Source organism: Butyrivibrio sp. YAB3001 (genome assembly GCF_900112195.1).
Lineage (GTDB): Bacteria > Bacillota > Clostridia > Lachnospirales > Lachnospiraceae > Butyrivibrio.
The window spans coordinates 283,698-308,530 of sequence record NZ_FOKR01000004.1 but is presented as its reverse complement, the minus strand read 5'-3'; the positions used below and the strand labels follow the sequence as shown (position 1 = coordinate 308,530).

The following is a 24,833-nucleotide window of genomic DNA, read 5'->3' as shown; positions in this document are numbered from 1 at the left end:
TAACGAAGCAGAACTGGAACAGTTAATCGAAAAAAGGAGAAAAGCGTCATGAAGGTTGTAACAGCAATAGATTCTTTTAAAGGAAGCATGTCCTCCATCGAAGCCGGTTATGCAGTAGCCGAGGGCTTTAAAAGAGCAAACCGCACTGTGGAAGTGGCTGTCCGCCCGCTGGCCGACGGAGGTGAGGGAACGGTGGAAGCACTGATCGAGGGAATGAACGGAGAACGTCACGAGGTTGTTGTGACAGGTCCTTTGGGAAGTCCGGTGAGCTGCGCTTACGGAATTATACGTGATACCATGACCGCTGTGGTGGAAATGAGCGGCGCGGCAGGCATAACTCTGGTGGCAAGAAATGAATTAAACCCTCTAAATGCGACAACCTATGGTGTCGGGGAAGTCATAAAAGATGCGATCAATAAAGGATGTAGGCGTTTTATCGTAGGGATAGGCGGAAGCGCTACAAATGACGGTGGCGTAGGCATGCTGCAGGCACTGGGGTACGAATTTCTGGATAAGGCCGGAAGGCAGATTCCTTTCGGTGCCAAGGGCCTTAAGGAGCTTGAGACCATCACCGATACCTATGTAATCCCGGAGCTTAAGGACTGCGAGTTCATGGTAGCCTGTGATGTTACGAATCCGCTCTGCGGAACCGACGGCTGCAGTGCGGTGTATGGTCCTCAGAAGGGGGCAACTCCTTCCATGATCATGGATATGGATAAATGGCTCGGCTATTATGCTGCGGCTTCAAGGGAAAAATATCCCCAGGCAGATCCGAAGTATCCCGGCACCGGTGCAGCCGGTGGTCTTGGATTCGCTTTTTTAACCTATACAAACGCAAAATTACAGTCCGGGATCAATATCGTACTTGAAGAGACTAGGCTGGAGGATTATATCAAGGACGCCGATCTTGTGGTGACCGGGGAAGGCATGCTGGATTTCCAGACAGCCATGGGTAAGGCACCTGTTGGTGTGGCAAAGCTGGCAAAAAAATACGGCAAGCCCGTGATCGCCTTTGCAGGTGGAGTGACTGAGCAGGCTGTGGAGTGTAACCGAAACGGTATCGACGCATTCTTTCCCATTGTAAGAGGTGTAACCACACTCGATGAAGCCATGGACAATACAAATGCCAAAAACAATCTGGCTGCTGCTGCGGAACAGGTAATGCGGCTTATGCTCATAAATATAGGAGGAACAAGTCATGTATGATTTTTCAACCATCGGTGCAATCATTGGTATGGCAATTGCCATTATACTTATAATTAAAAAATTCCATCCCGCTTACAGTCTGATCCTCGGCGCCCTTGTCGGTGGTATTGTAGGATCTGCGGGAAATCTTGGGTTAACAGTAAGCACGATGATGACAGGTGCCGGCAGTATGATCACTTCGGTGCTGCGCATCATGACTTCCGGAATCCTTGCCGGTGCTCTGATAAAAACCGGTGCGGCGGAAAAGATTGCTCAGGGAATCGTCGGAAAGCTTGGCGCAAAAAAAGCCCTCCTCGCCGTTGCCGTTGCAACAATGGTAATCTGCGCTGTTGGTGTGTTTGTGGATATCTCAGTTATTACAGTAGCGCCTATCGCTCTGGCTATAGGTAAGGAGGCCGGTTACAACAAGCAGTCCCTTCTTCTTGCCATGATCGGAGGAGGAAAGGCCGGAAACATTATTTCTCCTAATCCCAACACCATCGCAGTCTCAGAATCTTTTGGTGTAGATCTGACATCTCTTATGATGAAAAACGCGATTCCGGCAATCTGCGCACTAATCGTAACCGTGATTCTTGCCAATCTTCTTTCAAAAAAAGAAGGGCTTAAGGTGCTAGAATCCGATCTTGAAAAAGGTGAAACCAAGGAGCTGCCTTCATTCCTGACAGCAATTCTGGGACCTTTGGTGGTGATCATCCTTTTAGCGCTTAGGCCTATCGCAAATATTACGGTGGATCCTATGATCGCATTACCAATCGGCGGTCTTGTCTGCACCATTGCCACAGGAAATATCAAAAAGTTTGGATCCTTTGCAGAATTCGGTCTCGGAAAGGTAACAGGTGTTTCCATCCTGCTACTTGGAACCGGAACCATTGCAGGAATCATCAAAGCCTCTGCCCTTCAGCAGGATGTTGTGAATATTCTGAACATCTTTAATATGCCGGCTTTCCTGCTTGCTCCAATTGCAGGTATCCTGATGGCCGGAGCAACAGCCTCAACCACGGCAGGAGCAACAGTTGCAGCCCAGACCTTCTCTTCGATCCTTACTGCCGAAGGCGTAAATGCTCTGTCTGCCGGCGCTATGATTCATGCAGGAGCAACAGTGATAGATTCTCTGCCCCACGGTTCCTTCTTCCATGCTACAGGCGGTGCAGTAAACATGAACATTTCGGAACGGATGAAGCTTATAATATTTGAAGCTTTGGTAGGATTGACAAGTACGGTGGTCGCAGTGCTGATATTTGCGGTGACATCCGCAATTTAGCAGGCCATGAATAATCCTTCATACTTACAGATTTACATTAAATAGGTTTCTTAGCTTGTTGAAAAATAGGGGCGGCGCATTCTCGTGACTTTAGGATAATATCTATAGCTCTGGAAATTCCAGGGCTATTTTATTTTTGTCTGAAACAAGGTATGATTATTCATAAGTTGTCTGAAAAAGATGATTGGACAAGAGGAGGTTATGTTCTGGGTGGCATTCTTATCACGTTGCTATTGGATGACAGGAGCTGTTATTGGCGGCGTCCTGGGGCAGATAATTCCGTTTTCATTGGAAGGCATTGATTTCTCTATGACGGCATTGTTTGTAATTATTTTTATAGATCAGTGGGAAAAGGCAGATACTCATAAACCTGCATTGGCTGGATTGGCTGTGGGAATTATCAGCCTCTTAATATTTGGAGAGAATCAGTTTATGCTTCCGGCTCTTATCATTGTTTCAATGCTGCTAGTTTGGTATAACTCAAGAAAGCAGGTGGCAGTAGAATGATGAGACCATGGTATATTTTATTGGCAATAGTAATGTCAGCGCTAATCACCTTTGGACTTAGGGCGCTGCCATTTGTTCTTTTCAGAGGCGGACGCAGTATGCCGGAATGGATGCAGCGCCTTGGACAGATTCTTCCATCAGCAATCATGGCTGTGCTTATCGTATACTGCTTGAAAGGGGCGAAGAGTAATCCTATCGGAATAGGAATTCCTGGAATTATTGCAGTTGCTGTTGTTGTAGCAAGTTATAAGAGGAAGCACAATACATTTATCAGCATTATAGTCGGAACTGCTGCGTATATGATTATGTTAAGATGCATGTTATAAAGTGAGCTTTTTAAATATTTCTAAATGTTTTGATTTGATAATGGAATAAGCACCTGCACCAATTGCGAAGTACATGACATGAAAATGAAAGATATATTTGAAAGTTAATCTAACTACATCCATAAACATTTAAAGAATATTGCCGATATAAAAGATAGCAACGGAAATGTGTGTCTTTTCAATGGAATGACATCCTTGAAAGGGCACGTTTTTGTTATCTGGAGGCAAGCATGGGTATAGCAGCGATAGCGAATGATTATTTTGTAAGGCCATTAGGATCTGCAGTTGGCAAAGAGACAACTTCCTCTATAAGTGAGACCGAAAGTTTTGGGCAGAAGCTTCAGGCTGAAACTGAAATGAAATGTCCATACAGCTTTCTGGCGAAGGGTGGAGTCATACAGTACAACGGAGTTACTTTTGGCTGCGACTATAAACAAAATGCCATAACGCTGGGAAACATGTACGAAAAGGATAAGGTACTTAAGATAGCTCTTCCCAGTGGCGGAAGCCTTCTTGTCAATGTGGACAACATTGATACTCTCTCTAAAGCAGCGAGTATGTTTACGCCTGAGGATCTTAACGCCATAATGCGTGCTATCCATGAGTATAATCATTGCACAAGGAAGCGTATGGAGATAGAAGAAGAGAAAACCGAGACCGCAGAGGAAGCAGCTGCGGAGTCTGAAACTCCTGATGCTGAAAAAGAGCCGGAGGTAAATAAATCTGAACTGACAGAGCAGATAAATGCGTTCAGGACAGAACTGTTCTATAAGCTTATCAATAATGAAACTGAGATTAAGATCCGGATAGGCAACCAGGAGATGAGCATAAAAGAGTGGGATAAGCTCATGGACAGCATTGATAAAGAGCTTGAGACTATTCACGAAGCACTTCTTGAGAAAGAAGAAAAGCAGTCTGAAAAAGAGCAGGAAGAACGGATCAGGAAGCTTTTTGAAGATAGAAACAATCCTAACAATTCTGTACATACTGCAAATATGAATAATCACAGTAATCAGTGTAATCCAAACAATTCAGCTTATTCATCCAGCAGAAAGTGAATAAGGATAGATATTAGAGAAATTGGGGCAGCTTAGTCTGCTCCGGTTTTTTTATTCGCGAAAAAAACATGCCCTGTAATGAAAGATAACAAAGCTGAGGAGCGGAACACACCTTCGTTAGGATAATGGAACCTTATTTTATGAAAACACTGGAATTGCTATGCTTTCAAAGAAGGCAAAGGGAAACCTTCAGGAATTGTTAGGAAGAGGATTTGAGGTTTACGATGCAGTAATACGCCATATAGTTATTTGGAAAGGCAAGGACAGTGAAAGAGAATTGTTAATAGTCTTTCCCGACCTATATTTGAGAAGAGAAAATCATGATGATTTTTAGGAAAGCAGCATAAATACTGGGCTTGCGAACTGGTATTTATATTGGACACTTTGTGAGTACAATAGAATTATAAGGAGTTGGGGTATCTGGGGAGAAAGGAATCGTTATGTCAGAAAATTGCGCAATTAGGGAGTTTTCTTCACATGATATCTCAGCTTTTTTGCATCACACAGAAGTTGGAGAAGCCATCAAGCAGACCACTTTTGCCAGGGAAACATATCTTGGAGTGGCTAAGATCTTTGGGTTAAAGAACAAGGAATATTTGATGGAGAATCTGCAGGGGCTTAAGGTTGGTGATAGAGTGACTCTCTACCGCAAATATAATAGTGAGTCTCCGGACTGCACAGCAGTGGCATCGGCGTTTCCTGATGATGGTTCATCAATAAGGGTACATACACTGGCGGGGCTGTGTCTTGGATATATTCAGTTTCCGGAGAGATATGTAATGGCGGAGCTGATGAAGGCAGGTAAACATCTGTATGCCAAGGTTCATGAACTGAATGTACCTGAGACCAAGGATGAGCTTGATACGCGAAATGCAGTAAGTCTGGATGTGTATTGGGTTGAGGAATCTACTCCTTTGAAAATGGCTAACACATACGCAGTTGGAGAGCCTAATAAGAAGTATGAAGCTATGGAGCAAAATGGTGATGCTATATGGCTGATGAATACAAGCCCGGACCATAATTATTATTCTATTAAAGATATTGTGAGCGTAGTAAATACGCTGACAGTAGGCGACAGGCTTAAGCTTATCAGAAAGAAAACAGGTTCGGGAGATCCCTGGAGTATTGAAGTGTGGACTAAGAATAAAGAGATTTTCCTGGGACACATGGAATGCTGGGGCGATGAGATGATTGCAAATATGATGGATGCCGGTAAGCTGGTCTATGGCGTGGTAGAGAGCGTCAAGAAAGGGCTGGCTCCTCTCGAAGTGGGCTATCGGTTTGATGTGTATGTTGAGGATAACTGATATATGGGAAGTGAGATTGTTTTAACGGAAGTCATAAATGAATATGAAGCTCTGATCAAAGAGGTCCAGAAGCTTAAGCTGGTAGTTGCAGCTCTCGAAGCTGAAAAAGATGATCTTGAGCTCAATGTTTGCAGGAGGCTTAAGGCTGAGTACGATGAGAAAATAGGTCACCTCGAGATGCAGATCCTAAGCTATAATCTTGAGATTGAAAGACTGCGGTCAATTATTGAGAGTATGCAGGCTGCAGTAAATCGTGATGAGAAGGTTACTCCTGAGGAGGCTGGAAAAGAGGCGGATGAGAAGCTGAAAAGTTTCTATGATGATCTTGGAGAAAGAGCTGAACAGGCCAAGAAAGACGAAGAGTTTGCCAGGACGCGTGCTCAACAGGATGAAGAGAATGCCAGAAATGCAGGATGGGGTGAGGATGAAGCAGAGGCCGAAGGTGAAGAGTTCGATTGGGATGAATTCTTCAAGAACATAGATGATTTCAACAAGGCGTTTGAAGATTTTATGAAGGCTTTTGCCGGAGCTTTTGGTGGTGGTAGTGAAGGGAGCGGCGAAGAGTATTCAAGATCAGAATCTAATGATCAGGGTGGCTCAGCCAAAAAGAATGTTAATCCGGCAAAAGAGCTAAAGAGCCTCTACCGAAAGATCGTGAAGGCGCTCCATCCGGACAACAAGAAGAACAGGACGCCAAAGGATGATGAACTTCTGATGGAAGCTAAGAAGGCCTTTGAGGAGGGCAACCTGGAAAGGCTCCGTCAGATTGCTGAGATGATTGAAGATGAGGATATAGAAAAGAGATTTAAAGATACTCCGGAAGACATTGAAGCACTTAAGAACTTGAAGACCAGGCTAAAGACCAGATTTATGTACTTGCAAAGGGAGGTTACGCGCATTAAAAACAGCTTCCCGTATAGTGAGAAAGACTTCCTTGCCGATGAAGATGATGTTGCGGCTAAACAGGAAGAGCTTAAGAAGGTTATAGATAGCTGTAAGAATACTATTGCAGCATTGCAGGAGAGAATAGCTCTTTTGCAGAAACAGATGGACGGCTGAATTATTTGAGGATTGGGTATGGATATACAGGAACTTAAAACTACAATTGATGGCTTCTGCCGGGCAATGAAGTTAATTGAAGAGAAATCCAATGCGGAAACCGATCTGGTGGAGCCTGCAAGGGCAGAGATTGCATTCTTTGGAATGTACATTATATTTGACGAAGGCTCTTTTGACGAAGAAGAGCTTAGCCTTGTGGAGGAAGCAACGGGGTTTAAGATTAACAGGAATCATTGGAATGAAATCATGGAGCTTGGGAGAGTGGACTCTGAGGAGAAATATCTTTCTCAGCCGCCGAATACCTTTATTCTGATGGTGGATGTTGACAATATGCTGTATGAGGCTGGGGAAGAGCTGTCAGCCTATAATGCTGCAAATGAAGTTTATAAGCTTGTGGGGGATGTTCTTACAAACAAAAAAGGTTTCACTGATGAGAAGAGGCAGGCGAAGCTCGATAGGTTCATTAAGATGATTGAAGACTACAGGAGAGAGAACTCGAAGGCTCCTGAGATTAAAAATGGCAATGCAGAGGGTAAAATAGTAATTCCATCGAAAAAGGGTGTTCAGGCCCCGAAGAAGAGCTGAGAAAGGAAATCGTTATGAATACAGCACTTAAGAGAGCAATTGATGAATTATATACTTTGGCAGATCCTAATGGAGCTTCTGTAAGTGGGTCAGTGGCCAGCAACAGCACAGAAAGAGATTCGCTGAAGACGGAGTTTATTGACTTCCTGTCTTATCTGTCTGCTTCAGATGGAACTGTGTCTGAGAGTGAGGCGGAATTTGTGAATGAGTACTTCGGACTCGGATATACGCCGGAGGAGTTGAAGGAGTATATCGAGAAGAATGGTACTTATTCCACGGCTTTTGAAAAGAAAGCCCCTGCGACATTGGAGAGACTTGTAGCTCAGGATAACGCTCTTTTCAAACAGAGACTTGAACTTGCATCTTCTGCAAGCGCATCCTATATCGATGTTTTTGACTGTCTGGGAAAAGAATTCCTGGTGTGTGATGGGGATGCTGACAAGCAGGAAATTGAGGACTTCTCTACGTACATGGATACCCTGAGGAAGTATAAGAGAGAACATTCTTCTTTCTCTGATAAGGTGAAGGGGCCTATTGATATTAGCGATGTTCATGCCGGGGAGAATATTCCAAAGTTTGATGCTGAGGGCAACAAGGAGAAGACTCTTGAGGAACTACTGGATGAGCTTAATGAGCTGATAGGTCTTGAGTCCGTTAAGAAGGATGTTAACACTCTGATCCATATGCAGGAGATCAAGAGGCTGCGTAAAGAGCGTGGACTTAAGGAAATTCCGGTATCTAACCATCTTGTATTTTACGGTAATCCCGGTACGGGCAAGACCACTGTGGCAAGGCTGCTGGCTCAAATCTACCACGTGATGGGAATCCTGTCCAAGGGACAGTTTGTGGAGACTGACAGGTCTGGGCTTGTTGCAGGGTATGTTGGACAGACAGCTCTTAAGGTTCAAGAAGTAGCTAATAAGGCCCTTGGTGGGGTGTTGTTCATTGATGAGGCATATTCTCTGACTCGGAGCGATAGTGGCAATGACTACGGTGCTGAGGCTGTAGATACTCTTTTGAAATTCATGGAAGATCACAGAGATGATTTCATCGTTATTGTTGCCGGATATCCGGAGTTGATGGCAGAATTCATTGATTCAAACCCGGGCCTCAGGTCACGTTTTAACAAGTACATTAACTTCGAGGACTATGATGATATAGAGCTTCTTGAGATCTTCAAGCTTATGTGCAAGCATGCCGGCTACATCCCTACAGAGGGTGCAATCAAACACTGCGCGGAAGTCTTTGAAAAGAAGTATCAGAACCGTAGTAAGAACTTTGCTAATGCAAGGGAGATAAGGAACTTCTTTGAGACAGCCATGATGAACCAGGCAGACAGGCTTTTTGGCAAGGAAGACGTGACAAATGAGGAACTGAGTACATTTGAACTGGCTGATGTGGAAGGAATAATGTAAGTGTATAGGACTCATAATAGGCATAGGTCCTTGTAACCATGCGGGTAAATGCGATAGTTACAAGAACTTATGTCTTCTTTCTCTGCGTCTTAAGCTGTTTGTCAGTAATAGATTCATATCGGTACTTCGTTGAAATTGTATTGAAGTCACTATACAGTAGGCCAAATAATCTGTCAATACGGATTTTTCTAAATTCATCCTTAGCTGTATCGATTTCTGAGGAATATCGGAATGTATTTACAGATCAAACAGGCTCATCTGTGTATACTTTTCCGGAAACTCGCTCAGAAATTGGAAACATTCATCAGGGGTTGAGAGGATTCCATTTTTCTTACAGATATCCTGAAAGAGTGCCCTAAGTTCCCTGGAATTAGGGCTTGGAAGCTCGTATGCATTTCCGTATTGTCTGATGTATCTTTCTTTCATACCGGGAAAATGCTTATCAAGTGCATCGTAGTAGTATTCGCGATCGCCTTCACGAAGGGTAAGCCCCATACCGAAATCTATGATGCCCTTGACGCCGGTTCTTACACATTCATTCAAGATAGAGATAATGTTTTCTTTTGTATCATTGATAAAAGGCAGGATAGGAGTCAGCCAGACCACTGTTGGAATGCCTCTTTCCTGCATTATCTCAAGGACTTCAATTCTACGTTTTGTATTACAAACATTAGGTTCAAGAATACTGCACAGTTCGTCATCGTAGGTGGTAAGGGTGATCTGCACTACGCATTTAGTGCTTTTGTTTATGTCTGAGAGAAGATCGATATCACGAAGAATCAGATCGGACTTTGTCTGAAGCGCTGCACCAAAGCCGTACTGTAAGATAATCTCCAGGCATTTTCTGGTCAGCAGCAGATCCTTTTCACAGTGCATGTAGGGATCCGACATTGCCCCGGTTCCAATCATGCATTTTTTTCTCTTGGATTTCAGAGCCTTTTCCAGAAGCTTAGGAGCGTTCTGTTTTACCTCGATGTCTTCAAAGGAATGTGTGAACTGATAGCACTTGCTTCTGCTGTCACAATATATGCAGCCGTGGGTGCAACCACGGTATATGTTCATTCCCTGGAAGCCGTTTTTTCCTGTAAGAATTCCTTTTGCGTCAACAAAATGCATCTTTTCACCTTCCCATCTTGATAAATCAATTTTACCATACTATGTATAAATCCAATGGTCTGTTATAATTACGGGGAAAATAACGGAAAATTAGCATAGGTATTGGAACAAAGAGCATGAATTATTTATATTGTCCTGCAGGGAACTATGAGGATTTCGCCAGTGGAAGAGTGATACACGGCGCCAAAGGAATCCCGAATTTCCCTGTCAGATTAATTGCAGAAATTTTTGGACGGGCGATGGCGGTTTCACCTAAGAAAGACCATCTGGTGGTTTATGATCCCTGCTGTGGAGGCGCATATTCCCTGGCAATCATTGGCTTTTTTTACGGAAGAAGTATTGAAAAAATCTATGGAAGTGATATTTCCGAAGATATGATCGAATGTGCCCGAAAGAACCTGGAACTGACACTTTCTATTGATGGAAAAGAAATGCCGGTTACTTGGGAAGATAATGCCTCGGTAAATGAGCTGAAGGAAATCTTGCCTCTCAAAGTAAACATGTCAATGTATGGCGGCTTTGAGCAGGTTGGGTCAATAGGTCAGAGCATAAGCCGGGATGATAAGCAGATCACAACAGAGTTTGGGGATATAGTTCTTTATTCAGGAAATCAGATAGAGATTACGGTTTGAGGAGATTTGGAGAGGGATGAAATATCTAAAATGGTTGAATCTGATACCGCTTATTATGTTTTTCATAGTAGATAAGCTGAGAGGAACATTGATCAGCAAGTATTTACTGATCATAATTATTGTACTTGGAGTTATGAATATGCTTATTGCAAAAGGAATGAAAGAGTATTGTATTTCATCTCTGATGCTTGTAGTATCGACTGCCGCTGGAATGATTCTCTACACGTATTATTACTACTATTTTGTCAGTGCTGGTCCTGAAACTCCGATTTTTGGTGCGGCAATCATGATGGTTTATGGATTTATTGCATTGGTTGTCGCCGCAGTTGGAACTTTTGTAGTGGTGATAAAAGATAGAGTGGCTGAGAAAAGGGCTTCAAGGACTATAGATGAGTAAGGACATTTTTTATGATAAGGATATCCGGGAACCATTGTTTGATTTTCTGGAAGACTCATTTGGAAAAGTGAGGATTCTTGAGGAGAAAAGAACCGGCAGTGCCAGGGCAGACGTCGTCATGATTACACCGGATTTTCTGTACGGCATAGAGATCAAAAGCGATGCTGATACATATGCCAGGCTTGAGAAACAAGTTAAGAACTACAACTGGTACTATGATCGTAACATTATTGTTGTTGGTTCATCACACGCAGCCCATGTAAAGGAGCATGTACCTGACTGGTGGGGAATTATCACTGTTGAAGCTGACGAGAGCGGTGCGCCTGACTTTTATGTGATGAGACAAGCAGAGGTAAATCCCAGAGTCAAGGATAAAAGGAAAATCTCCATTCTGTGGAGGACTGAGTTAAATCATCTTTTAGAGAGAAATGATCTTCCAAAATATAAAGAAAAGAGTAAGCTGTTCGTTCAGGAAAAGCTCATTGAAAAAGTTCCTGGTGAAATCCTGTGGAAGCAGGCGTATGAGGAATTGTTTGAGAGAGATTATAACACAATAGCGGAAGAAATTGAGACGTATAGAAAGAATCTAAGAAAAGCATAGAAGGATGGAAAACTGTAATGGATGCCGGTGCTGAAGTTTGTATTCTTCAGTCAAGAAGTCCAAGCTGCGGAGTAAAAATTGCATACTGTGAGGAGCTTAGCATTTGAGTGCAAAATAGCATCCGGATTAGGATTTGACTGACCTGCCCATGCATGCTCCAAGAGTTTGCCTAGTGCTTAGAAGCTTGAAATTATAGTGAGTGAAGTCTGCAAAATGGGTACAGGTGCACTGAGGACTGTTGCAATGTCATTTAGATAAGAAAAGATGTGACAGAGCAACAAGCATGATATCTATAGCGTCTACGTGAGATGCTGCTCTTTATTAGTAGTAGAACACGTAAAACTAAACAGATATTTGGAAAAAATACGTGAGGAGAGGCTTGTTAACGGAGGTATATCACGTAGAATGCCAGAAAATCATTGAGAAACTACGTGACAACAGTCTAAAAATAAAACGGTGTCACGTAGATGTCCACGCTACTATATAATCTGAAGAACGTAGCGTGCCTATTTCGCATTTACTGCATTTTCTTATCTAAATGACATTGGGACTGTTGCCATAGAGCAGCTTAGAGTATTAACAAAATATTCGGAAGAAGATATTTAAACGTAACGCAGAAGCTAATATTATGAGAGGACGAAGTTGGTGGTTATAGTCTGGGCTTATAGCCAACAATAACGATCATGTATTAGCCAGAAAGAGCAAGCTCTATTATTATTGATATCAACAGGAAACAACAGGAAACAACAGGAAACAAAAAGAAAGGATGGTGTGAGAAAATGTTTAACTTCAGAAATCAGAAATCTGAATACATGTGTTGTCGAATGACAGAATTCCGGGCATCATATATGGCTGGCATGTTGTTGAATCGATGTTCATGCCATCAAGCATAAGAGTAACAGAACGTATGCCATATGCCCGGGAGACTCATTTGTTACCGGGCATATTTTTATCTTTGTTTCATGCAAATTGGAGGAGGATCATCATGGAGATCAATGTATTAGAAATTGGAGCACTAATAACAACACTGGCGTTTTTTGGAGTTTTATACTTCCTAAAAAGAAAACATGTGGATTTTGGTATCAGGACACTCATTGCGACTGCCTTTGGTGTTATCATCGGACTCATATTCAAAGAGAATTACAAGTATGTAGCAGCTTTTGGAACAGTTTATGTAAATGCACTTCAGGCATTTGTGGTTCCGCTCCTGTTGTTCAGCGTAATATCAAGTATCACAAATCTTGGAGATCAGGTTAAGCTTCATAAGGTAGGACTTAAGTCTGTTCTTTTCTTGCTCCTGAATACATTTACTGCAGCAGTTATTACTCTTGTAGCGGCCCTTTCGCTGGGGCTTGGAAAAGGCTTCCAGTATACGGTTGAAGCTACAGAGGCAAAAGAAGTTCCTACAGCCGTGGAGGCAATTGTAGGTCTTTTTCCTAAGAACATCATCAATGAGTGGGGAAGTAACACTGTTGTACCTATTCTTATATTTGGTCTTGTTGTGGCACTTGCTTATAACAAGGTTGTGAAAAAAGATGAATCTGTAAAGCCTTTTAAAGCGTTTGTTGATGCAGCAAATACAGTACTCGGCAGGGCGGTAAGTTTCATCGTATCTTTCACACCTTATGCAGTCACAGCGCTTATTGCTAGGGCAGTTGGCAGAAGCAAGCTTGAAGATCTTTTACCACTTCTTTCCGTACTTGTGGTTGCATATGTACTTGCAGCAATACAGCTCTTCGGAGTTGAGAGCCTTCTTATCGCAACTATCGGAAAGCTTAATCCGATCACTTTCCTTAAGAAGATCGCACCTGCAGGAATCGTAGCGTTTACTTCACAGAGCAGTGTTGGAACACTTCCGGTAACAGTCAGCAAATTAAAAGAGGACCTTGGAGTTGACGGAGACGTTGCAGCATTCACAGCTGGGCTTGGAGCAAATCTTGGAATGCCCGGATGCGCAGGAATCTGGCCGGTACTTCTTGCAGTATTTACGATCAACCAGCAGGGAATCAGCTACTCTGCAGGGCAGTATGTGCTTCTTATCGCACTTACACTTCTTGTTTCAATCGGAACCGTAGGAGTTCCAGGAACAGCTACAATCACAGCAACAGCTCTTTTCGCAGCAGCAGGACTTCCGGTTGAGCTGATAGTTCTTTTCTCACCTATCTCATCAATCGTAGATATGGCAAGAACTGCAACAAATGTAGTTGGTGCTGCAACAGCAACTGTGCTTACAGCTGAGACAGAAGGACTTCTTGATCATGAAGTATATAATGGAAAGGTTGCAGAAAAAGTGTCTGAATCTAAAGAAGCATCTGCGGCTTAAAACGAAATAAATGAATGAGGGAAGCTGGGCAGTCATAATTCTCATATAGGATTATGACAGCCCGGTATTTGTCTGATAAAATAAAAAAAGAGGAAAGGCAATGATAAATGTAAAAGTAAAAGAATTCTTAGATAATAAAGGTCTGGGCGACAGACTTACAGAACATTCTGAAACAATAGATACTGTAGAGCATGCTGCACAGCAGATAGGATGTACCGAGCCTGAGATTGCAAAGACACTGTCTTTTATTGTGGATGAAAAGCCTGTGATAGTTGTGATGGCAGGCGATGGCAAGGTAAACAGCTCCAAGTTTAAGTCTGTATTCCATACTAAGCCTCACATGATACCCAGAGAACAGGTTGTTGAGATAACCGGTTTTCAGCCCGGCGGGGTGTGTCCTTTTGCAGTGCCAGAAGATATCCCGATATGGCTTGATGTTTCCATGAAAAGATTCGAGTATGTACATCCTGCCGGAGGAAATGAGTTTACGTCGGTAAAGATCACACCTGATGAACTTGAGAAAATCACTGATACGCAGGGATGGTGTGATGTATGCAAAGGATGGGAGGAAGAGGCATGAAGTCTATTCTTATCAAAGATACAACTAAAGAGGAACGTGAACAGATAATAAAGAATTCTCTCGATTGCGGAGGTGGCTGTGAAAATTGTTCTTCATGCTGGCTTGGAGGCGGAAGTCCCTGGGACATATATCAGGATTACATTGATGGAAAAAAAGAAATACGCGAGATAAATATGGAGTACATGGAAAAGTATCGCCAGGACAGGAAGATACACTGAGGAGATTGTGTTATGGCAGGTGCACCTGAGATAGGAAATTCCACTTTGGAAGAGCGCAGAGCATATATAAAAGAAAGATATCCATGCATTTCTGACTGTGACATGTGCGGACTTTGTAAGGTGTTTCGCGGAAAAGATGCAGAAACAGCATATAAAGATTACATAGATGGCAACAAGAGCTTTCTTGAAGTGTCTGCATATTACAAATAAATAATGATAAAATTGACCTCTTGAAATTGATGATACATATGATACAATCATATTGCACAAAATATATAATTTCAAAGAGGTTTTTTATTATGGATATCGCAGTAAGATACTGTTCTAAGACTAAATTTGGGAATACAAGCTTGGAATCGAAGGTGATTATGAAGGTATCGGACACTGTGCTCTTGGATATGCAGCTGAGCCTGCAAAGGAAGCAGCTCCAAGAAAAGAAAATTACGTTTACTGCATCTGATAGAGATAGCTAGCAATCACGACTATCGTAAAATTTATAATGCGTTTAGTGAGAATTTAGGTTGAGCTCTTATGATTTGTTTTATATCATAGGAGCTTTTTCATGCTCCGGAAAGAAAACTGAGGAATTATCCTAATCAGCAGAAGGCACACTTGCTTATTCATTCTAATGCTTTTAATATCTTTGAAAGAGTGGGCTGGGAAACGTGGAGCTGCTCAGCAGCTTTTGACATTTTTTCTTCCCTTGCGACTGCAAAGAAGTATCTGAGATTATTTATCTCCATTAAATCCTCCATAAAGCCGACTATTTAACTGTTATTCCAAAAACGAATATCATGATATTTATTTTATTCATTAGCGAAAACCTGGTCAAGGATTTACTATGAAATCAAAAGGAGCAAAAAAATGGATACCAAAAAGATTCTTGAAAGCCTTACTGACATGGGCTGTGATGAGAAAGAAATAAGCTTTATGAAAAAGATGTATGAAGAAGGAGATACAGATACACTTCTTAGAAATCTTAGAAAATGCCGGTGCCATCTGATGGATGAGCTTCATGACAGCCAGAAAAAAGTAGATAACATGGATTTTTTGATAAGACAGATACAGAAAGAAAAATGATTCAGGAGGATGACAAAATGATCAGAAAAGAAGAATTAAACCTTGTAACTGAGTGGGATAAGACATTTAAGAAAAGTGATACGGTAGACCATAGTAAAGTTACATTTGTAAACAGATATGGAATCACCCTTGCGGCAGATATGTATGTTCCAAAGAATGCGGAAGGAAAGCTCCCTGCAATTGCTGTAAGTGGACCTTTTGGCGCAGTAAAAGAGCAGTGTTCAGGCCTCTATGCGCAGAGAATGGCGGAAAGAGGATTCTTAACAATCGCTTTTGATCCTTCTTTTACAGGAGAGTCCGGAGGAAATGTAAGATACATGGCATCGCCTGACATTAATACGGAAGATTTCATGGCGGCAGTTGATTTTCTTTCCTTGAATGAGAAGGCTGATCCTGACAGGATTGGAATCATCGGTATCTGTGGTTGGGGAGGAATGGCTGTAAACACAGCAGCTCTTGATACAAGAATCAAAGCGACTGCAGCTATGACAATGTATGATATGACAAGGGTAAATGCAAAAGGATATTTTGATTCAGCGGATAGCGAAGAAGCAAGATATCAGATGAAAGCGGCTATGTGCGCTCAGAGACTTGAAGACCTTAAGACAGGTGAGTATAAGCTTGGCGGTGGAGTTGTAGATCCACTTCCGGAGGATGCACCTTTCTTTGTAAAAGATTACTATGACTACTACAAGACCGACAGAGGTTATCACAAGAGAAGTCTTAATTCCAACGGAGGCTGGAATGTGATCGGTTGTGAGTCCTTCGTTAATCAGCCAATCCTTAAGTACAGCAATGAGATCAGAAGTGCAGTATTACTTGTCCATGGAGAAAAGGCACACTCATGTTATTTCTCAAAAGATGCTTATGCAGATATGATCAAATACAGCAAGTATACTGATAACAAGGAACTAATGATAATCCCTGATGCGGTGCATACAGATCTATATGATGGCGGTGATAAGGATTATATTCCTTTTGACAAGTTGGAGAGCTTCTTTAAGGAGAATCTGAAGTAATGATAACGGTTGAAGAAATACTGGAATATCTTAATTCGGACAGAATAGAGGATATGACAGAGGAAATGCATGAATGTTCCATGAGGCAGAGTCAGGCTGCCATAAAGCAGACCATGGAATTAAATACCAAGTACCATACGCCAGAGGAAATCGTCAGTATCATGACTGAACTGACAGGTGAGGAAGTGGATGAAAGCTTCAGATTGTTCCCACCTTTTTATACGGATTTTGGAAGAAACATTCACATCGGGAAAAATGTATTCATCAATTCCGGTTGCAACTTTCAGGATCAGGGTGGCATTTACATCGGCGATGATACCCTGATTGGGCACAGGGTCGTCCTTGCTACTCTGGATCATGATTTGAACCCTTATGACAGACACCTTCTATGTGCGCCTATACATATTGGAAATAGGGTTTGGATTGGAGCAGGAGCGATAATTACAAGAGGTGTGACAATTGGTGATGGAGCTGTAATTGCAGCCGGAGCTGTTGTGACAAAAGATGTTGAGGAAAACACAATTGTAGGAGGTGTTCCTGCAAAATTTATTAAGAAGATAGAGAATGTCAGACCAATAGAAAAGAAATAAAGGATGGGAAAATATGAGCAAAGTGTTAGTAATTTCTACAAGCCTTCGTGCAAAGAGTAATTCCGACATACTTACGGAAAAGCTTATAGAGGGAGCAAAAGCGTCAGGACATGATGTGGAGCATATAAGTCTTAAAGGGAAGAGCATAGGCTTTTGTATAGGATGTCTGGCATGTCAGAATACTCAGAAATGTGTCATTAAGGATGATGCTGCCACGATTGCAGAAAAAGTAAAGAATGTAGATACCCTTGTATTTGCAACTCCAATTTATTACTACGAGATGAGCGGTCAGATGAAGACTCTTTTGGACAGACTCAATCCACTGTATCCTTCAGACTACAAGTTCAGGAATGTATATATGCTCTCTGTTGCGGCTGAGGATGAAGAGTTTGTGCCTAAAAAGGCTGAAAGCGGACTTCAGGGATGGGTTGACTGTTTTGAAAAGGCAGAATTTTCAGGTTCCTTATTCTGTGGAGGCATAGGCGATATGGGAGAGGCTTCAAGTAAATCCGAGGAATTAAGTGAAGCCTATGAGTTTGGAAAGGCATTAAAATAGGATGGGTTTGCGATGAAAACGAAATCGATCTTGACGACGTTTAGCGTGTTCATGATGCTTTTGGTCAGCGCCTGTTCAGGTGACATTGTACTTTATTCAGGCAATCTTATCATACTTGGTGAGGAGTTATTCATTTTTGTAGCAATAAAAATGCCGTACTTATGCGGCTTTTGGCGTTTCGCAAACGCCTAAAGAATCTTATTGATAGCGAGTGCTGTAATGGTATAAATGTAACAAAAGGAATAAATTTGCATTTTATATGCAGTTTATTCCTTTTTTTTAATCGTTTGTTCTAAGTAACGTAATTTAGTGTTCAAAACTGATATTATTCATCGTGTCAGGAAACACAAGGAAACATAAGAATGGAGGTTTGCTAAATGGGGCTTGTTATTAAAGATTTCTGTAAGCAGTATGGAGATTTCAAAGCGGTTGATAATATCACATTTGAAGCAAAAGACGGACAAATTCTTGGTCTGCTTGGAAGAAACGGAGCAGGTAAAACAACAACAATAAAATGTATTATGGGGATACTTACTCCTACAAGTGGAAGTATCACATATGATGGACAGAGTATTTCAAAAGAAGATGTTGCAATAGGATATCTTCCAGAGGAAAGAGGTTTATATCTATCAACAACAGTAAAAAAACAGTTACTTTATTTTGGAATGTTGAATGGTATGAGTAAAGCAGAGGCTATGAAAGAGATACTAAGGCTTCTTGAGAGATTTGGTATTTCTGACAGGTTAAATAGTAAAGTAAAGTCTTTGTCAAAAGGAAATAAGCAGAAAGTACAGCTTATAAGTGCAATTCTCCATAAACCTAAGATCGTAATTATGGATGAACCTTTTTCAGGACTGGATCCAGTAAATGCTGAGCTCTTTAAGTCAGTAATAAAGGATTTAAAAGAAGCAGGAACAACAGTTATTTTCAGTTCACATCGAATGGAAGATGTTGAAGAAATGTGCGACAGAGTAGTTCTTATGAAGCAGGGACATATTATTGAAAATGACACAGTAGAAAATCTGATTGCTAAAAATTCAGAAGTTAACGAGGTGATCATTACAGTAGATGGAGATATTTCCGAACTGATCCATTCTATGAATTTTGCAGTAATAAGCAGTGAAGGCTGGAAATATAAGCTTCGTTATAAGGATGAAAATGAACTGAAACAGTTGTATAGCAAAATTACAAATAACGGCATTGGTATTCTTGAGGTGATTCATCCTAAGGTTACTATGCAGGAGATTTTTTTGGAGAAGATGGCATGATGAAGAATAGTAAAACAAGTAAGGTTATAAAGTTTACGTTAGATCAGATACTTAGTTCTAAATGGTATTACATATTGTATATTATCTGTTTTTCAATTGTAGGATTTATTTTTAACTATAACAGAATCATGGGAGCAATTTTTGGAGCAGAGGCTCTGGCCAATGAAATGGCAATAGATGCTAAAGATGCAGTATCAGTGATACAGATGTTGTTTTTGATAGTTCTATATTTTGTAATTCTTCTTTATGGAACCAGTATTGCTAATTCCGTTGTAGAAGAAAAGAGTGGCAGGATAATTGAAACACTTTTATGTTACGTAAAGCCTTCGCAGTTATTAGTTGGTAAAGTTACCGGTTACTTGATTTCAGTAATTATCCAGGCCGGTGTGGTTGGCGGATTTATGGTATTCATGAGTAAGATGTGTGGTTCAGAGAGTGACACACTTGCTATGGCGGCAAGCCAAGTAGATATAAAGTACTATTTCCTTTTTGTTGGTTCACTAATTTTAGGCTTCTTGATGTATGCAACAGTTTATGCAGCATTTGCATCTTTTGCTGATAACTCACAAGATTCAACTCAGCTAGTGTTGCCGCTTACTATGGTGATGATGCTTGCGTATCTGATAGGTCTGGTAATACTGAGAGGAACAAGTGGAGCTTGGAGCCTGTATGTGCCATATCTTCCATTGTTATCATCAATACTGCTCCCTATGACAGCACAGATGGATACAATTTCATGGGGAATGGTTGCAATAGATTTGATCATTGAAGCAGTTGAAATGGTGGCTTTAGTAGCTATAGGAAGTAAATTATACAGAAGAGGTATTGTAAGTTATGGAGAAAAACCATTTTTTGGATGGATGCACAAAAAGAACAGCAGCAGTAATAGGAACTACAAGCAGTATAGGGTTGAAGCTAATTCCTGATCTATGTGATTGCTTTGACAGAATAATTTTGACAGAAAACGAGAATTGCAAAGATTCATTGGACAGGCAGGTTGCCTGGTGCAAAGAACATTATCCTGAAAATGAGTTTATTCCAGTGATTATGGATGTTACTAAGCTGGAAAATGTTAACGAATTTAGAGAATTACTGGTTGAAAAAGAAATAAAGCTAGATTCACTTATATATCTGGCTGGAATCAATTATCTAATACCAGCTCTTGAGCTTAAAGAAGATGTTTGGGATAAAGTTCATTCAGTAAATCTTAAAGGGTTCTTCTTTATGGCACAGGCAGCAGCAGAGAATATGATACAGGGAAATGGTGGATCTATAGTAGGAATTGCTTCACAACATGGAGTAATTGTTAATGATAATAGAGCAGCATATTGCTCATCAAAGGCAGGAATGATCCACCTGGCAAAGGAATTAGCGTTGGAGTGGGGAAAATATGGAATTCGTGTAAATACAGTTTCTCCGACAATGATTCTTTCAGAAAAAAACAGTCATATTCTTGAACAGCCAAGAATGAAGAAAAAGTATTTGGATTCAGTTCCGTTAAGAAAATATGCTTCTCCGGAAGATATATGCGAATCTATCAAATTTGTTATCTCTGAGAGGGCAGGGATGATTACAGGCCAAAACATCATTGTGGATGGCGGTGTAACAGTTAAATAAATTAGAAAAAGGGTTATGAAAAATGGATATGCTTCTTGTTGATATTAATGTAAATAATGGACTTTATGAATTTGTATCGGAGGCCGATGTTGATGAAATACCTCAGAGTTTTGAGGTTGTAACACCTTACATCGAGGATGTGAATTCATTAGAAGAATTAGAGGATGCACTGCTTGAGGAAGAGTCAGAAGTAATTCTTTTTAGAAGTAATGCAGATATAAGAAATCTTGTGGCAAAGGTAATGATTGATTTTGCTGAGAGTGGTGATAAAGAGGATGCCAAGTATGTTCTTTGCACAGAGGATGAGTCTTTGATTACAGGATCATATATTGTTGGGGAAACAATCTTACATGTAATACATGATGTTTCTGAATTAGAAGGGCTCTTTAATGGACTTACCAGTTATGAGTGTAGTGAAGAATTAGAAAATGGAATCAAAATTTCAGAAGAATCTGAAGGGTATTACAATGCAATGAAAAATGGATATAACGCTTATATCACAGGCGTTTATCCTCAGGGAATTTCTACATCTCTTGCGAAGCATGTATATGCAGAAAAATCTGTAGTACCAGAAGATTTATCCACAATACTTGATCTAAATGGTGCACTTATGGTTGAAAGCGAGAATGTGGATATTTCCGGTAACAGGAACTTTAATCACATTCATAGAATAAGCGAAAATAGCGTAAAGTTTGATGATTCTTCATATGAAGTAAAGCGTAAGTGTGTTAGCTATAAAGAATATGTGGATTTAAGAGATAACAATGCAATTGAATCTGATTATACATATGTTCTTAGAATTTTGAACAATGACGATCTTAATGCGTTTGCCAAAGATCTTGATAGATATAGAAATGAAGGAAAGGTAGATGTAACGAAAGTTCTTATTGCTGATGAGTGCAGATGGACATCTTCCTGCAGCTTAAAGAGACTCCTTAGATACAATATGACTAGAGATGGCATCAAGCCTTGTATTACATCAGATGTGATTCTGGCAGAAAATGGAGAAACACAGTTCGATATGCTGGTTAAAGCAAATAAACTTGCGGATCAGACTATAGCGAAGAGAAAATGTGTTAACTGTCCAATGTCAGCAAAATGTGCAAAATGTAGCTGCATTCCAGTGGGAATAACAGAAGATGATTATTGTGAGTTTATCAAGAAATATGCAGATATTATGGAAGATTATCTTATTAAGCTTAGAATAACCAGCGCATTGTCAGAAATAAGTACAATATTTGGCCAGGAAAGAGAGATAAATATTTCTTCAAGAACAAGAGGTTTGGAATTTAATGGGACTAATGCAGAAAGTAAACCTACCAGATTTTCCTACATTTTCGAGAAGGATGGAAGATATTATGGCCTTCAGATGAAGCAGTGGAATATTGTACACCTCGATCCTAAGTATGTATTTCTCATTGAGGCCTGGGAGCGTGGCTTGGAAAATATGAGCACGACAGAAATTGAAATGTCACTAAAGTACGGAATGTCTGAAGAATTGGCAAAAGTAATGGTAAATGAAGGCTATGCGAAACTTCGCCAGGGAGGAATGATTTAATGAATAAGTATTTTGGAATGTTTGAAAACATTAAGGAACTTAACAAAGATACGATTATAGAGTGCGGAATGTATGATGGTGTGTTTTCAAATATGTATACAAGGTTAACTATACCGAAGGATACTCTGGATTATTATCTTGAAAACGCTATGGCGGTAGGAAAAGATGTGTTGGAAATTGCTTGTGGTGACGGTGGAAACTACATGATTCCGCTTGCCAGAAAGGGCTTTTGCTGTGATGGCGTAGATATTTCAGTTTCTATGATTGACAGATTTAATGAGGCAAAAAGTAAACTTCCATCTAAGGTAAGAGATAGATTAAATGCTTGGGTAGGTGACATTTTTGAATGGGAACCGGAAAAAAAGTACGATCTTATTACTATTCCCGCAACAACAATATGCTTGCTTGCTGATGATGAAGAGAAGACAAAAGAGTTATTAAAAAGAACTTATGGCTGGTTGAAACCAGGCGGAAGACTAATGTTTGATTACAGAACAGATCAGGTAATTGGCCCAGAGTCATTGTCTGAAATGTATGGTGAATGTTCTGTTAAAGAGCACTACATGATGCTGATGCAGGAATATGAAAATATTGTTCCAGGCAGAACAGTAGTAAATATGTACATTGAGAAAGTCGAGGATGGATCAACACAAAAATATATCGCATCTTCAGACAAAAAGATTATTACTGACGAATTCATTGATGCAATGATGGCTGAGACTGAATATGTAATGCATAATTCGTACACATTTGATTGGGATGTTATCAAAACACGAATGAATGTATATAGCAAAGAGGAGAAAATCGATGAAACAAAGTAATATATGGGCTCCGCTTGAAACCCCTGATTCATCTTTGACTGAAATACAGAAAGCATCCGGAACAAGAGTGTTTGATGTAAGAGGCAAGGAGTATCTGGACATGAACAGTGGTCTGTGGAACAGACCATTTGGATATGGGGATGAGGCAATCAAGGAGGCACTGAAGGAACAACTTGATGACGTTGCCTATGTTAATCCTTGTGAATTTACAACTAAGGCAGCCGAAGAACTTGCAGATAAGTTGTTAGAGCTATTGCATCCTGATATGGAGAAAATTCTATACACATGCAGCGGATCTGAAAGTGCAGATCTGACAGTAAAGCTTATCCGCAAATATGCATCCTTAGGTGGTACTCCAGAGAGAAATGTAATAGCAGTAGTAAAGAATTCATACCATGGAAGCTATTATGGATCAATGTCCATTAGTAATTATTGCAGTGAGGCAAGAAATGGTTATGCTCCACTTTTGCCGGAAATTGTAGAATTATCACTTCCTTTTTCAGAGGTAGAGAAAATAGATATTGAAGATGCCAAGAATGTTTTGGAAAAGGAATTGGAGGCATGCGAAAAAAGGCTTGGTGGAATTATTTTAGAACCTGTTCTTGGTTCTGCAGGAGTGATTCCGCTTCCAGATTGGTTTGTTAATAGATTGCTGGAGTTTGCAAATGAAAAGGGCGTGATTGTCGCTTTTGATGAGGTTGCTACAGGATTTGGAAGAACCGGGGACGTATTCAGATACGAACACTTTAATGCAAAGCCAGATATCGTAACAATGTCCAAAGCATTGAACAATGGAATTTTACCTCTTGGAGCTGTAGCAGTATCAAAGAGAATTGTGGATAGATTTAGAAAAAATGAAGAGCTTATTTTTCATCTATCAACTCAAAATGCAAACGCATTAGCATGCAGAGCAGGATTAGAGGTTGTTAATAGATTTAGCAGTGATAAATCTGATTTGATGAAAATAAATGCTATTTCTAAAAAAATAAGAGCTGCACTGGATGAGGTTTTAGAGAAATATAGCAGGGTCTTTTGTGTTAGACAGTGTGGAATGATGTTTTCGATGGAATTACTTGATCAGGAAAATAATCAGATGTCGGAAACAGATATATTGAAAGTCGTTAGGTTATTAAAGCGAAATGGCATCTTGGTTGAATGGAGTTATCTAAAAGACGTTTCATCATGCATAGTAATGATGCCTATGTATATCATGAGCGACGAAGACATAGACAAGATGAAAGATGGTCTTGATAAGACTTTCGCACGACTATTTAAATAAAAAACATTTTATTAGTGAAAAGAGGAAGTATGAAAGCAATAAGTGAAAATAAAGAGATATCAGAAGAAGCAATTCTTGAATTTGAAGAACTGGAAATTGCCGAAGAGTTGGGAACGGCAGGAAATAACGTGTTATCTGTAATTGCGGACAGCGTAACTCTTGGATCTATTATGGGAATGTATATTACGCTTACCTGATATTCGGGTAGTTGTTAATAGGAAAAATATATTCTGAAGGAAGGAGGTATAGTGCTGGTGGAAGAGGTCAAAGATAGCATGCATATGAAGGCACAAGATAATAGTACCTTTGAGGAACTCGAAGTTGTAGAAGAACTTGGAGAACTTAGTGAAAAAGAATTTGTTATAGCTATGTCAGTAGCAGCAGGAGTTGCTGCAGCAGTAGCAGCAGGAGTTGTAATAACCTGATTAAGACAAGCTAATGCAAAATATAAAAA

Annotated in this window: 30 protein-coding genes and 2 pseudogenes; 30 read left to right on the top strand and 2 right to left on the bottom strand. The window is 40.5% G+C overall.

Annotated elements, in window-relative coordinates:
• Window positions 1-48 precede the first annotated feature (48 nt).
• The 10 genes from BM086_RS06760 (at window position 49) to BM086_RS06720 (ending at window position 8,724) form a co-directional block, all read left to right on the top strand.
• Window positions 49-1,206: a glycerate kinase family protein gene (locus tag BM086_RS06760; RefSeq protein ID WP_092325102.1), complete on the top strand. Its 1,158-nt coding sequence runs from the start codon at window positions 49-51 to the stop codon at window positions 1,204-1,206.
• On the top strand, window positions 1,199-2,467 hold the full coding sequence (locus tag BM086_RS06755; protein WP_022779920.1) for a GntP family permease: 1,269 nt from the start codon (window positions 1,199-1,201) through the stop codon (window positions 2,465-2,467). Before BM086_RS06760 ends, BM086_RS06755 begins: the two co-directional genes overlap by 8 nt.
• A gap of 210 nt (window positions 2,468-2,677) precedes the next feature.
• Complete coding sequence (locus BM086_RS06750; protein WP_141107704.1) at window positions 2,678-2,974, top strand: hypothetical protein; 297 nt, start codon at window positions 2,678-2,680, stop codon at window positions 2,972-2,974.
• Window positions 2,971-3,300 carry a branched-chain amino acid transporter permease gene (locus BM086_RS06745; protein WP_330391540.1) on the top strand — a complete coding sequence of 110 codons (330 nt, stop codon included), beginning with the start codon at window positions 2,971-2,973 and terminating at the stop codon, window positions 3,298-3,300. Before BM086_RS06750 ends, BM086_RS06745 begins: the two co-directional genes overlap by 4 nt.
• Window positions 3,301-3,530: 230 nt before the next feature.
• Complete coding sequence (locus tag BM086_RS06740; RefSeq protein WP_092325098.1) at window positions 3,531-4,358, top strand: hypothetical protein; 828 nt, start codon at window positions 3,531-3,533, stop codon at window positions 4,356-4,358.
• A 160-nt stretch (window positions 4,359-4,518) separates the two neighbouring features.
• Window positions 4,519-4,692: a hypothetical protein gene (locus BM086_RS20825; protein ID WP_175560139.1), complete on the top strand. Its 174-nt coding sequence runs from the start codon at window positions 4,519-4,521 to the stop codon at window positions 4,690-4,692.
• A gap of 106 nt (window positions 4,693-4,798) precedes the next feature.
• Window positions 4,799-5,665: a hypothetical protein gene (locus BM086_RS06735; RefSeq protein ID WP_092325096.1), complete on the top strand. Its 867-nt coding sequence runs from the start codon at window positions 4,799-4,801 to the stop codon at window positions 5,663-5,665.
• A gap of 3 nt (window positions 5,666-5,668) precedes the next feature.
• Window positions 5,669-6,724: a J domain-containing protein gene (locus BM086_RS06730; RefSeq protein WP_092325094.1), complete on the top strand. Its 1,056-nt coding sequence runs from the start codon at window positions 5,669-5,671 to the stop codon at window positions 6,722-6,724.
• 18 nt (window positions 6,725-6,742) lie between these two features.
• Window positions 6,743-7,309, top strand: a complete 567-nt coding sequence (locus tag BM086_RS06725) for a hypothetical protein (RefSeq protein ID WP_092325093.1) — start codon at window positions 6,743-6,745, stop codon at window positions 7,307-7,309.
• A 14-nt stretch (window positions 7,310-7,323) separates the two neighbouring features.
• Complete coding sequence (locus BM086_RS06720; RefSeq protein WP_092325091.1) at window positions 7,324-8,724, top strand: AAA family ATPase; 1,401 nt, start codon at window positions 7,324-7,326, stop codon at window positions 8,722-8,724.
• Between the two features lie 237 nt (window positions 8,725-8,961).
• Here the strand turns inward: BM086_RS06720 and BM086_RS06715 are convergent, their stop codons facing one another.
• A complete protein-coding gene (locus BM086_RS06715) occupies window positions 8,962-9,840 on the bottom strand; it encodes an SPL family radical SAM protein (protein ID WP_092325089.1) in 879 nt (292 codons plus the stop codon).
• A gap of 116 nt (window positions 9,841-9,956) precedes the next feature.
• On the opposite strand from BM086_RS06715, the gene BM086_RS20820 reads away from it, so the two are divergent.
• The 8 genes and pseudogenes from BM086_RS20820 to BM086_RS21885 all read left to right on the top strand — a co-directional run.
• Window positions 9,957-10,472: a cyclophilin-like fold protein gene (locus BM086_RS20820; RefSeq protein ID WP_175560138.1), complete on the top strand. Its 516-nt coding sequence runs from the start codon at window positions 9,957-9,959 to the stop codon at window positions 10,470-10,472.
• Between the two features lie 16 nt (window positions 10,473-10,488).
• Entirely contained in the window at window positions 10,489-10,869 is a 381-nt protein-coding gene (locus BM086_RS06705) for a hypothetical protein (protein ID WP_092325087.1), read from the top strand.
• 4 nt (window positions 10,870-10,873) lie between these two features.
• Window positions 10,874-11,470 carry a sce7726 family protein gene (locus tag BM086_RS06700; protein ID WP_092325187.1) on the top strand — a complete coding sequence of 199 codons (597 nt, stop codon included), beginning with the start codon at window positions 10,874-10,876 and terminating at the stop codon, window positions 11,468-11,470.
• A 985-nt stretch (window positions 11,471-12,455) separates the two neighbouring features.
• A complete protein-coding gene (locus tag BM086_RS06695) occupies window positions 12,456-13,793 on the top strand; it encodes a dicarboxylate/amino acid:cation symporter (RefSeq protein WP_092325085.1) in 1,338 nt (445 codons plus the stop codon).
• A 100-nt stretch (window positions 13,794-13,893) separates the two neighbouring features.
• Window positions 13,894-14,373, top strand: a complete 480-nt coding sequence (locus BM086_RS06690) for a YbaK/EbsC family protein (RefSeq protein WP_092325083.1) — start codon at window positions 13,894-13,896, stop codon at window positions 14,371-14,373.
• Entirely contained in the window at window positions 14,370-14,591 is a 222-nt protein-coding gene (locus tag BM086_RS06685; RefSeq protein WP_092325081.1) for a hypothetical protein, read from the top strand. Before BM086_RS06690 ends, BM086_RS06685 begins: the two co-directional genes overlap by 4 nt.
• Window positions 14,592-14,603: 12 nt before the next feature.
• A complete protein-coding gene (locus tag BM086_RS06680; RefSeq protein WP_026488946.1) occupies window positions 14,604-14,801 on the top strand; it encodes a hypothetical protein in 198 nt (65 codons plus the stop codon).
• 139 nt (window positions 14,802-14,940) lie between these two features.
• Window positions 14,941-15,051 (top strand): annotated as a pseudogene (locus BM086_RS21885) (diguanylate cyclase); the annotation flags it as partial.
• A 163-nt stretch (window positions 15,052-15,214) separates the two neighbouring features.
• On the opposite strand, the pseudogene BM086_RS06670 reads toward BM086_RS21885, so the two are convergent.
• Window positions 15,215-15,334, bottom strand: a pseudogene (locus tag BM086_RS06670) (LysR family transcriptional regulator); the annotation flags it as partial.
• Window positions 15,335-15,455: 121 nt separating this feature from the next.
• Here BM086_RS06670 and BM086_RS06665 point away from each other — a divergent pair.
• From BM086_RS06665 to BM086_RS20810, 12 genes are all read left to right on the top strand, one after another.
• A complete protein-coding gene (locus BM086_RS06665; RefSeq protein ID WP_092325077.1) occupies window positions 15,456-15,671 on the top strand; it encodes a hypothetical protein in 216 nt (71 codons plus the stop codon).
• 17 nt (window positions 15,672-15,688) lie between these two features.
• Window positions 15,689-16,690: an alpha/beta hydrolase gene (locus BM086_RS06660; RefSeq protein WP_092325075.1), complete on the top strand. Its 1,002-nt coding sequence runs from the start codon at window positions 15,689-15,691 to the stop codon at window positions 16,688-16,690.
• Between the two features lie 2 nt (window positions 16,691-16,692).
• Window positions 16,693-17,280 carry a sugar O-acetyltransferase gene (locus BM086_RS21880; RefSeq protein WP_442857331.1) on the top strand — a complete coding sequence of 196 codons (588 nt, stop codon included), beginning with the start codon at window positions 16,693-16,695 and terminating at the stop codon, window positions 17,278-17,280.
• A 13-nt stretch (window positions 17,281-17,293) separates the two neighbouring features.
• Window positions 17,294-17,836, top strand: coding sequence for a flavodoxin family protein (locus tag BM086_RS06650; protein WP_092325071.1), 543 nt, complete (start codon window positions 17,294-17,296; stop codon window positions 17,834-17,836).
• 377 nt (window positions 17,837-18,213) lie between these two features.
• The gene (locus BM086_RS06645) at window positions 18,214-19,104 is read left to right on the top strand and encodes an ABC transporter ATP-binding protein (RefSeq protein ID WP_092325069.1); all 891 of its coding nucleotides are present in this window, start codon (window positions 18,214-18,216) and stop codon (window positions 19,102-19,104) included.
• A complete protein-coding gene (locus BM086_RS06640) occupies window positions 19,101-20,030 on the top strand; it encodes an ABC transporter permease (RefSeq protein ID WP_092325067.1) in 930 nt (309 codons plus the stop codon). Before BM086_RS06645 ends, BM086_RS06640 begins: the two co-directional genes overlap by 4 nt.
• A complete protein-coding gene (locus BM086_RS06635; RefSeq protein ID WP_092325065.1) occupies window positions 19,939-20,721 on the top strand; it encodes an SDR family NAD(P)-dependent oxidoreductase in 783 nt (260 codons plus the stop codon). The genes BM086_RS06640 and BM086_RS06635 overlap by 92 nt, the downstream gene beginning before the upstream one ends.
• 22 nt (window positions 20,722-20,743) lie before the next feature.
• Window positions 20,744-22,279 carry a hypothetical protein gene (locus BM086_RS06630; RefSeq protein WP_092325063.1) on the top strand — a complete coding sequence of 512 codons (1,536 nt, stop codon included), beginning with the start codon at window positions 20,744-20,746 and terminating at the stop codon, window positions 22,277-22,279.
• On the top strand, window positions 22,279-23,100 hold the full coding sequence (locus BM086_RS06625; protein ID WP_092325061.1) for a class I SAM-dependent methyltransferase: 822 nt from the start codon (window positions 22,279-22,281) through the stop codon (window positions 23,098-23,100). Before BM086_RS06630 ends, BM086_RS06625 begins: the two co-directional genes overlap by 1 nt.
• Window positions 23,087-24,379, top strand: coding sequence for an aminotransferase family protein (locus BM086_RS06620; RefSeq protein ID WP_175560137.1), 1,293 nt, complete (start codon window positions 23,087-23,089; stop codon window positions 24,377-24,379). The genes BM086_RS06625 and BM086_RS06620 overlap by 14 nt, the downstream gene beginning before the upstream one ends.
• Window positions 24,380-24,408: 29 nt before the next feature.
• Window positions 24,409-24,576, top strand: coding sequence for a hypothetical protein (locus BM086_RS20815; protein ID WP_175560136.1), 168 nt, complete (start codon window positions 24,409-24,411; stop codon window positions 24,574-24,576).
• A gap of 57 nt (window positions 24,577-24,633) precedes the next feature.
• Window positions 24,634-24,804 (top strand): hypothetical protein, encoded by a 171-nt coding sequence (locus BM086_RS20810; protein ID WP_175560135.1) that lies wholly within the window; start codon window positions 24,634-24,636, stop codon window positions 24,802-24,804.
• The last annotated feature ends 29 nt before the right edge of the window (window positions 24,805-24,833 follow it).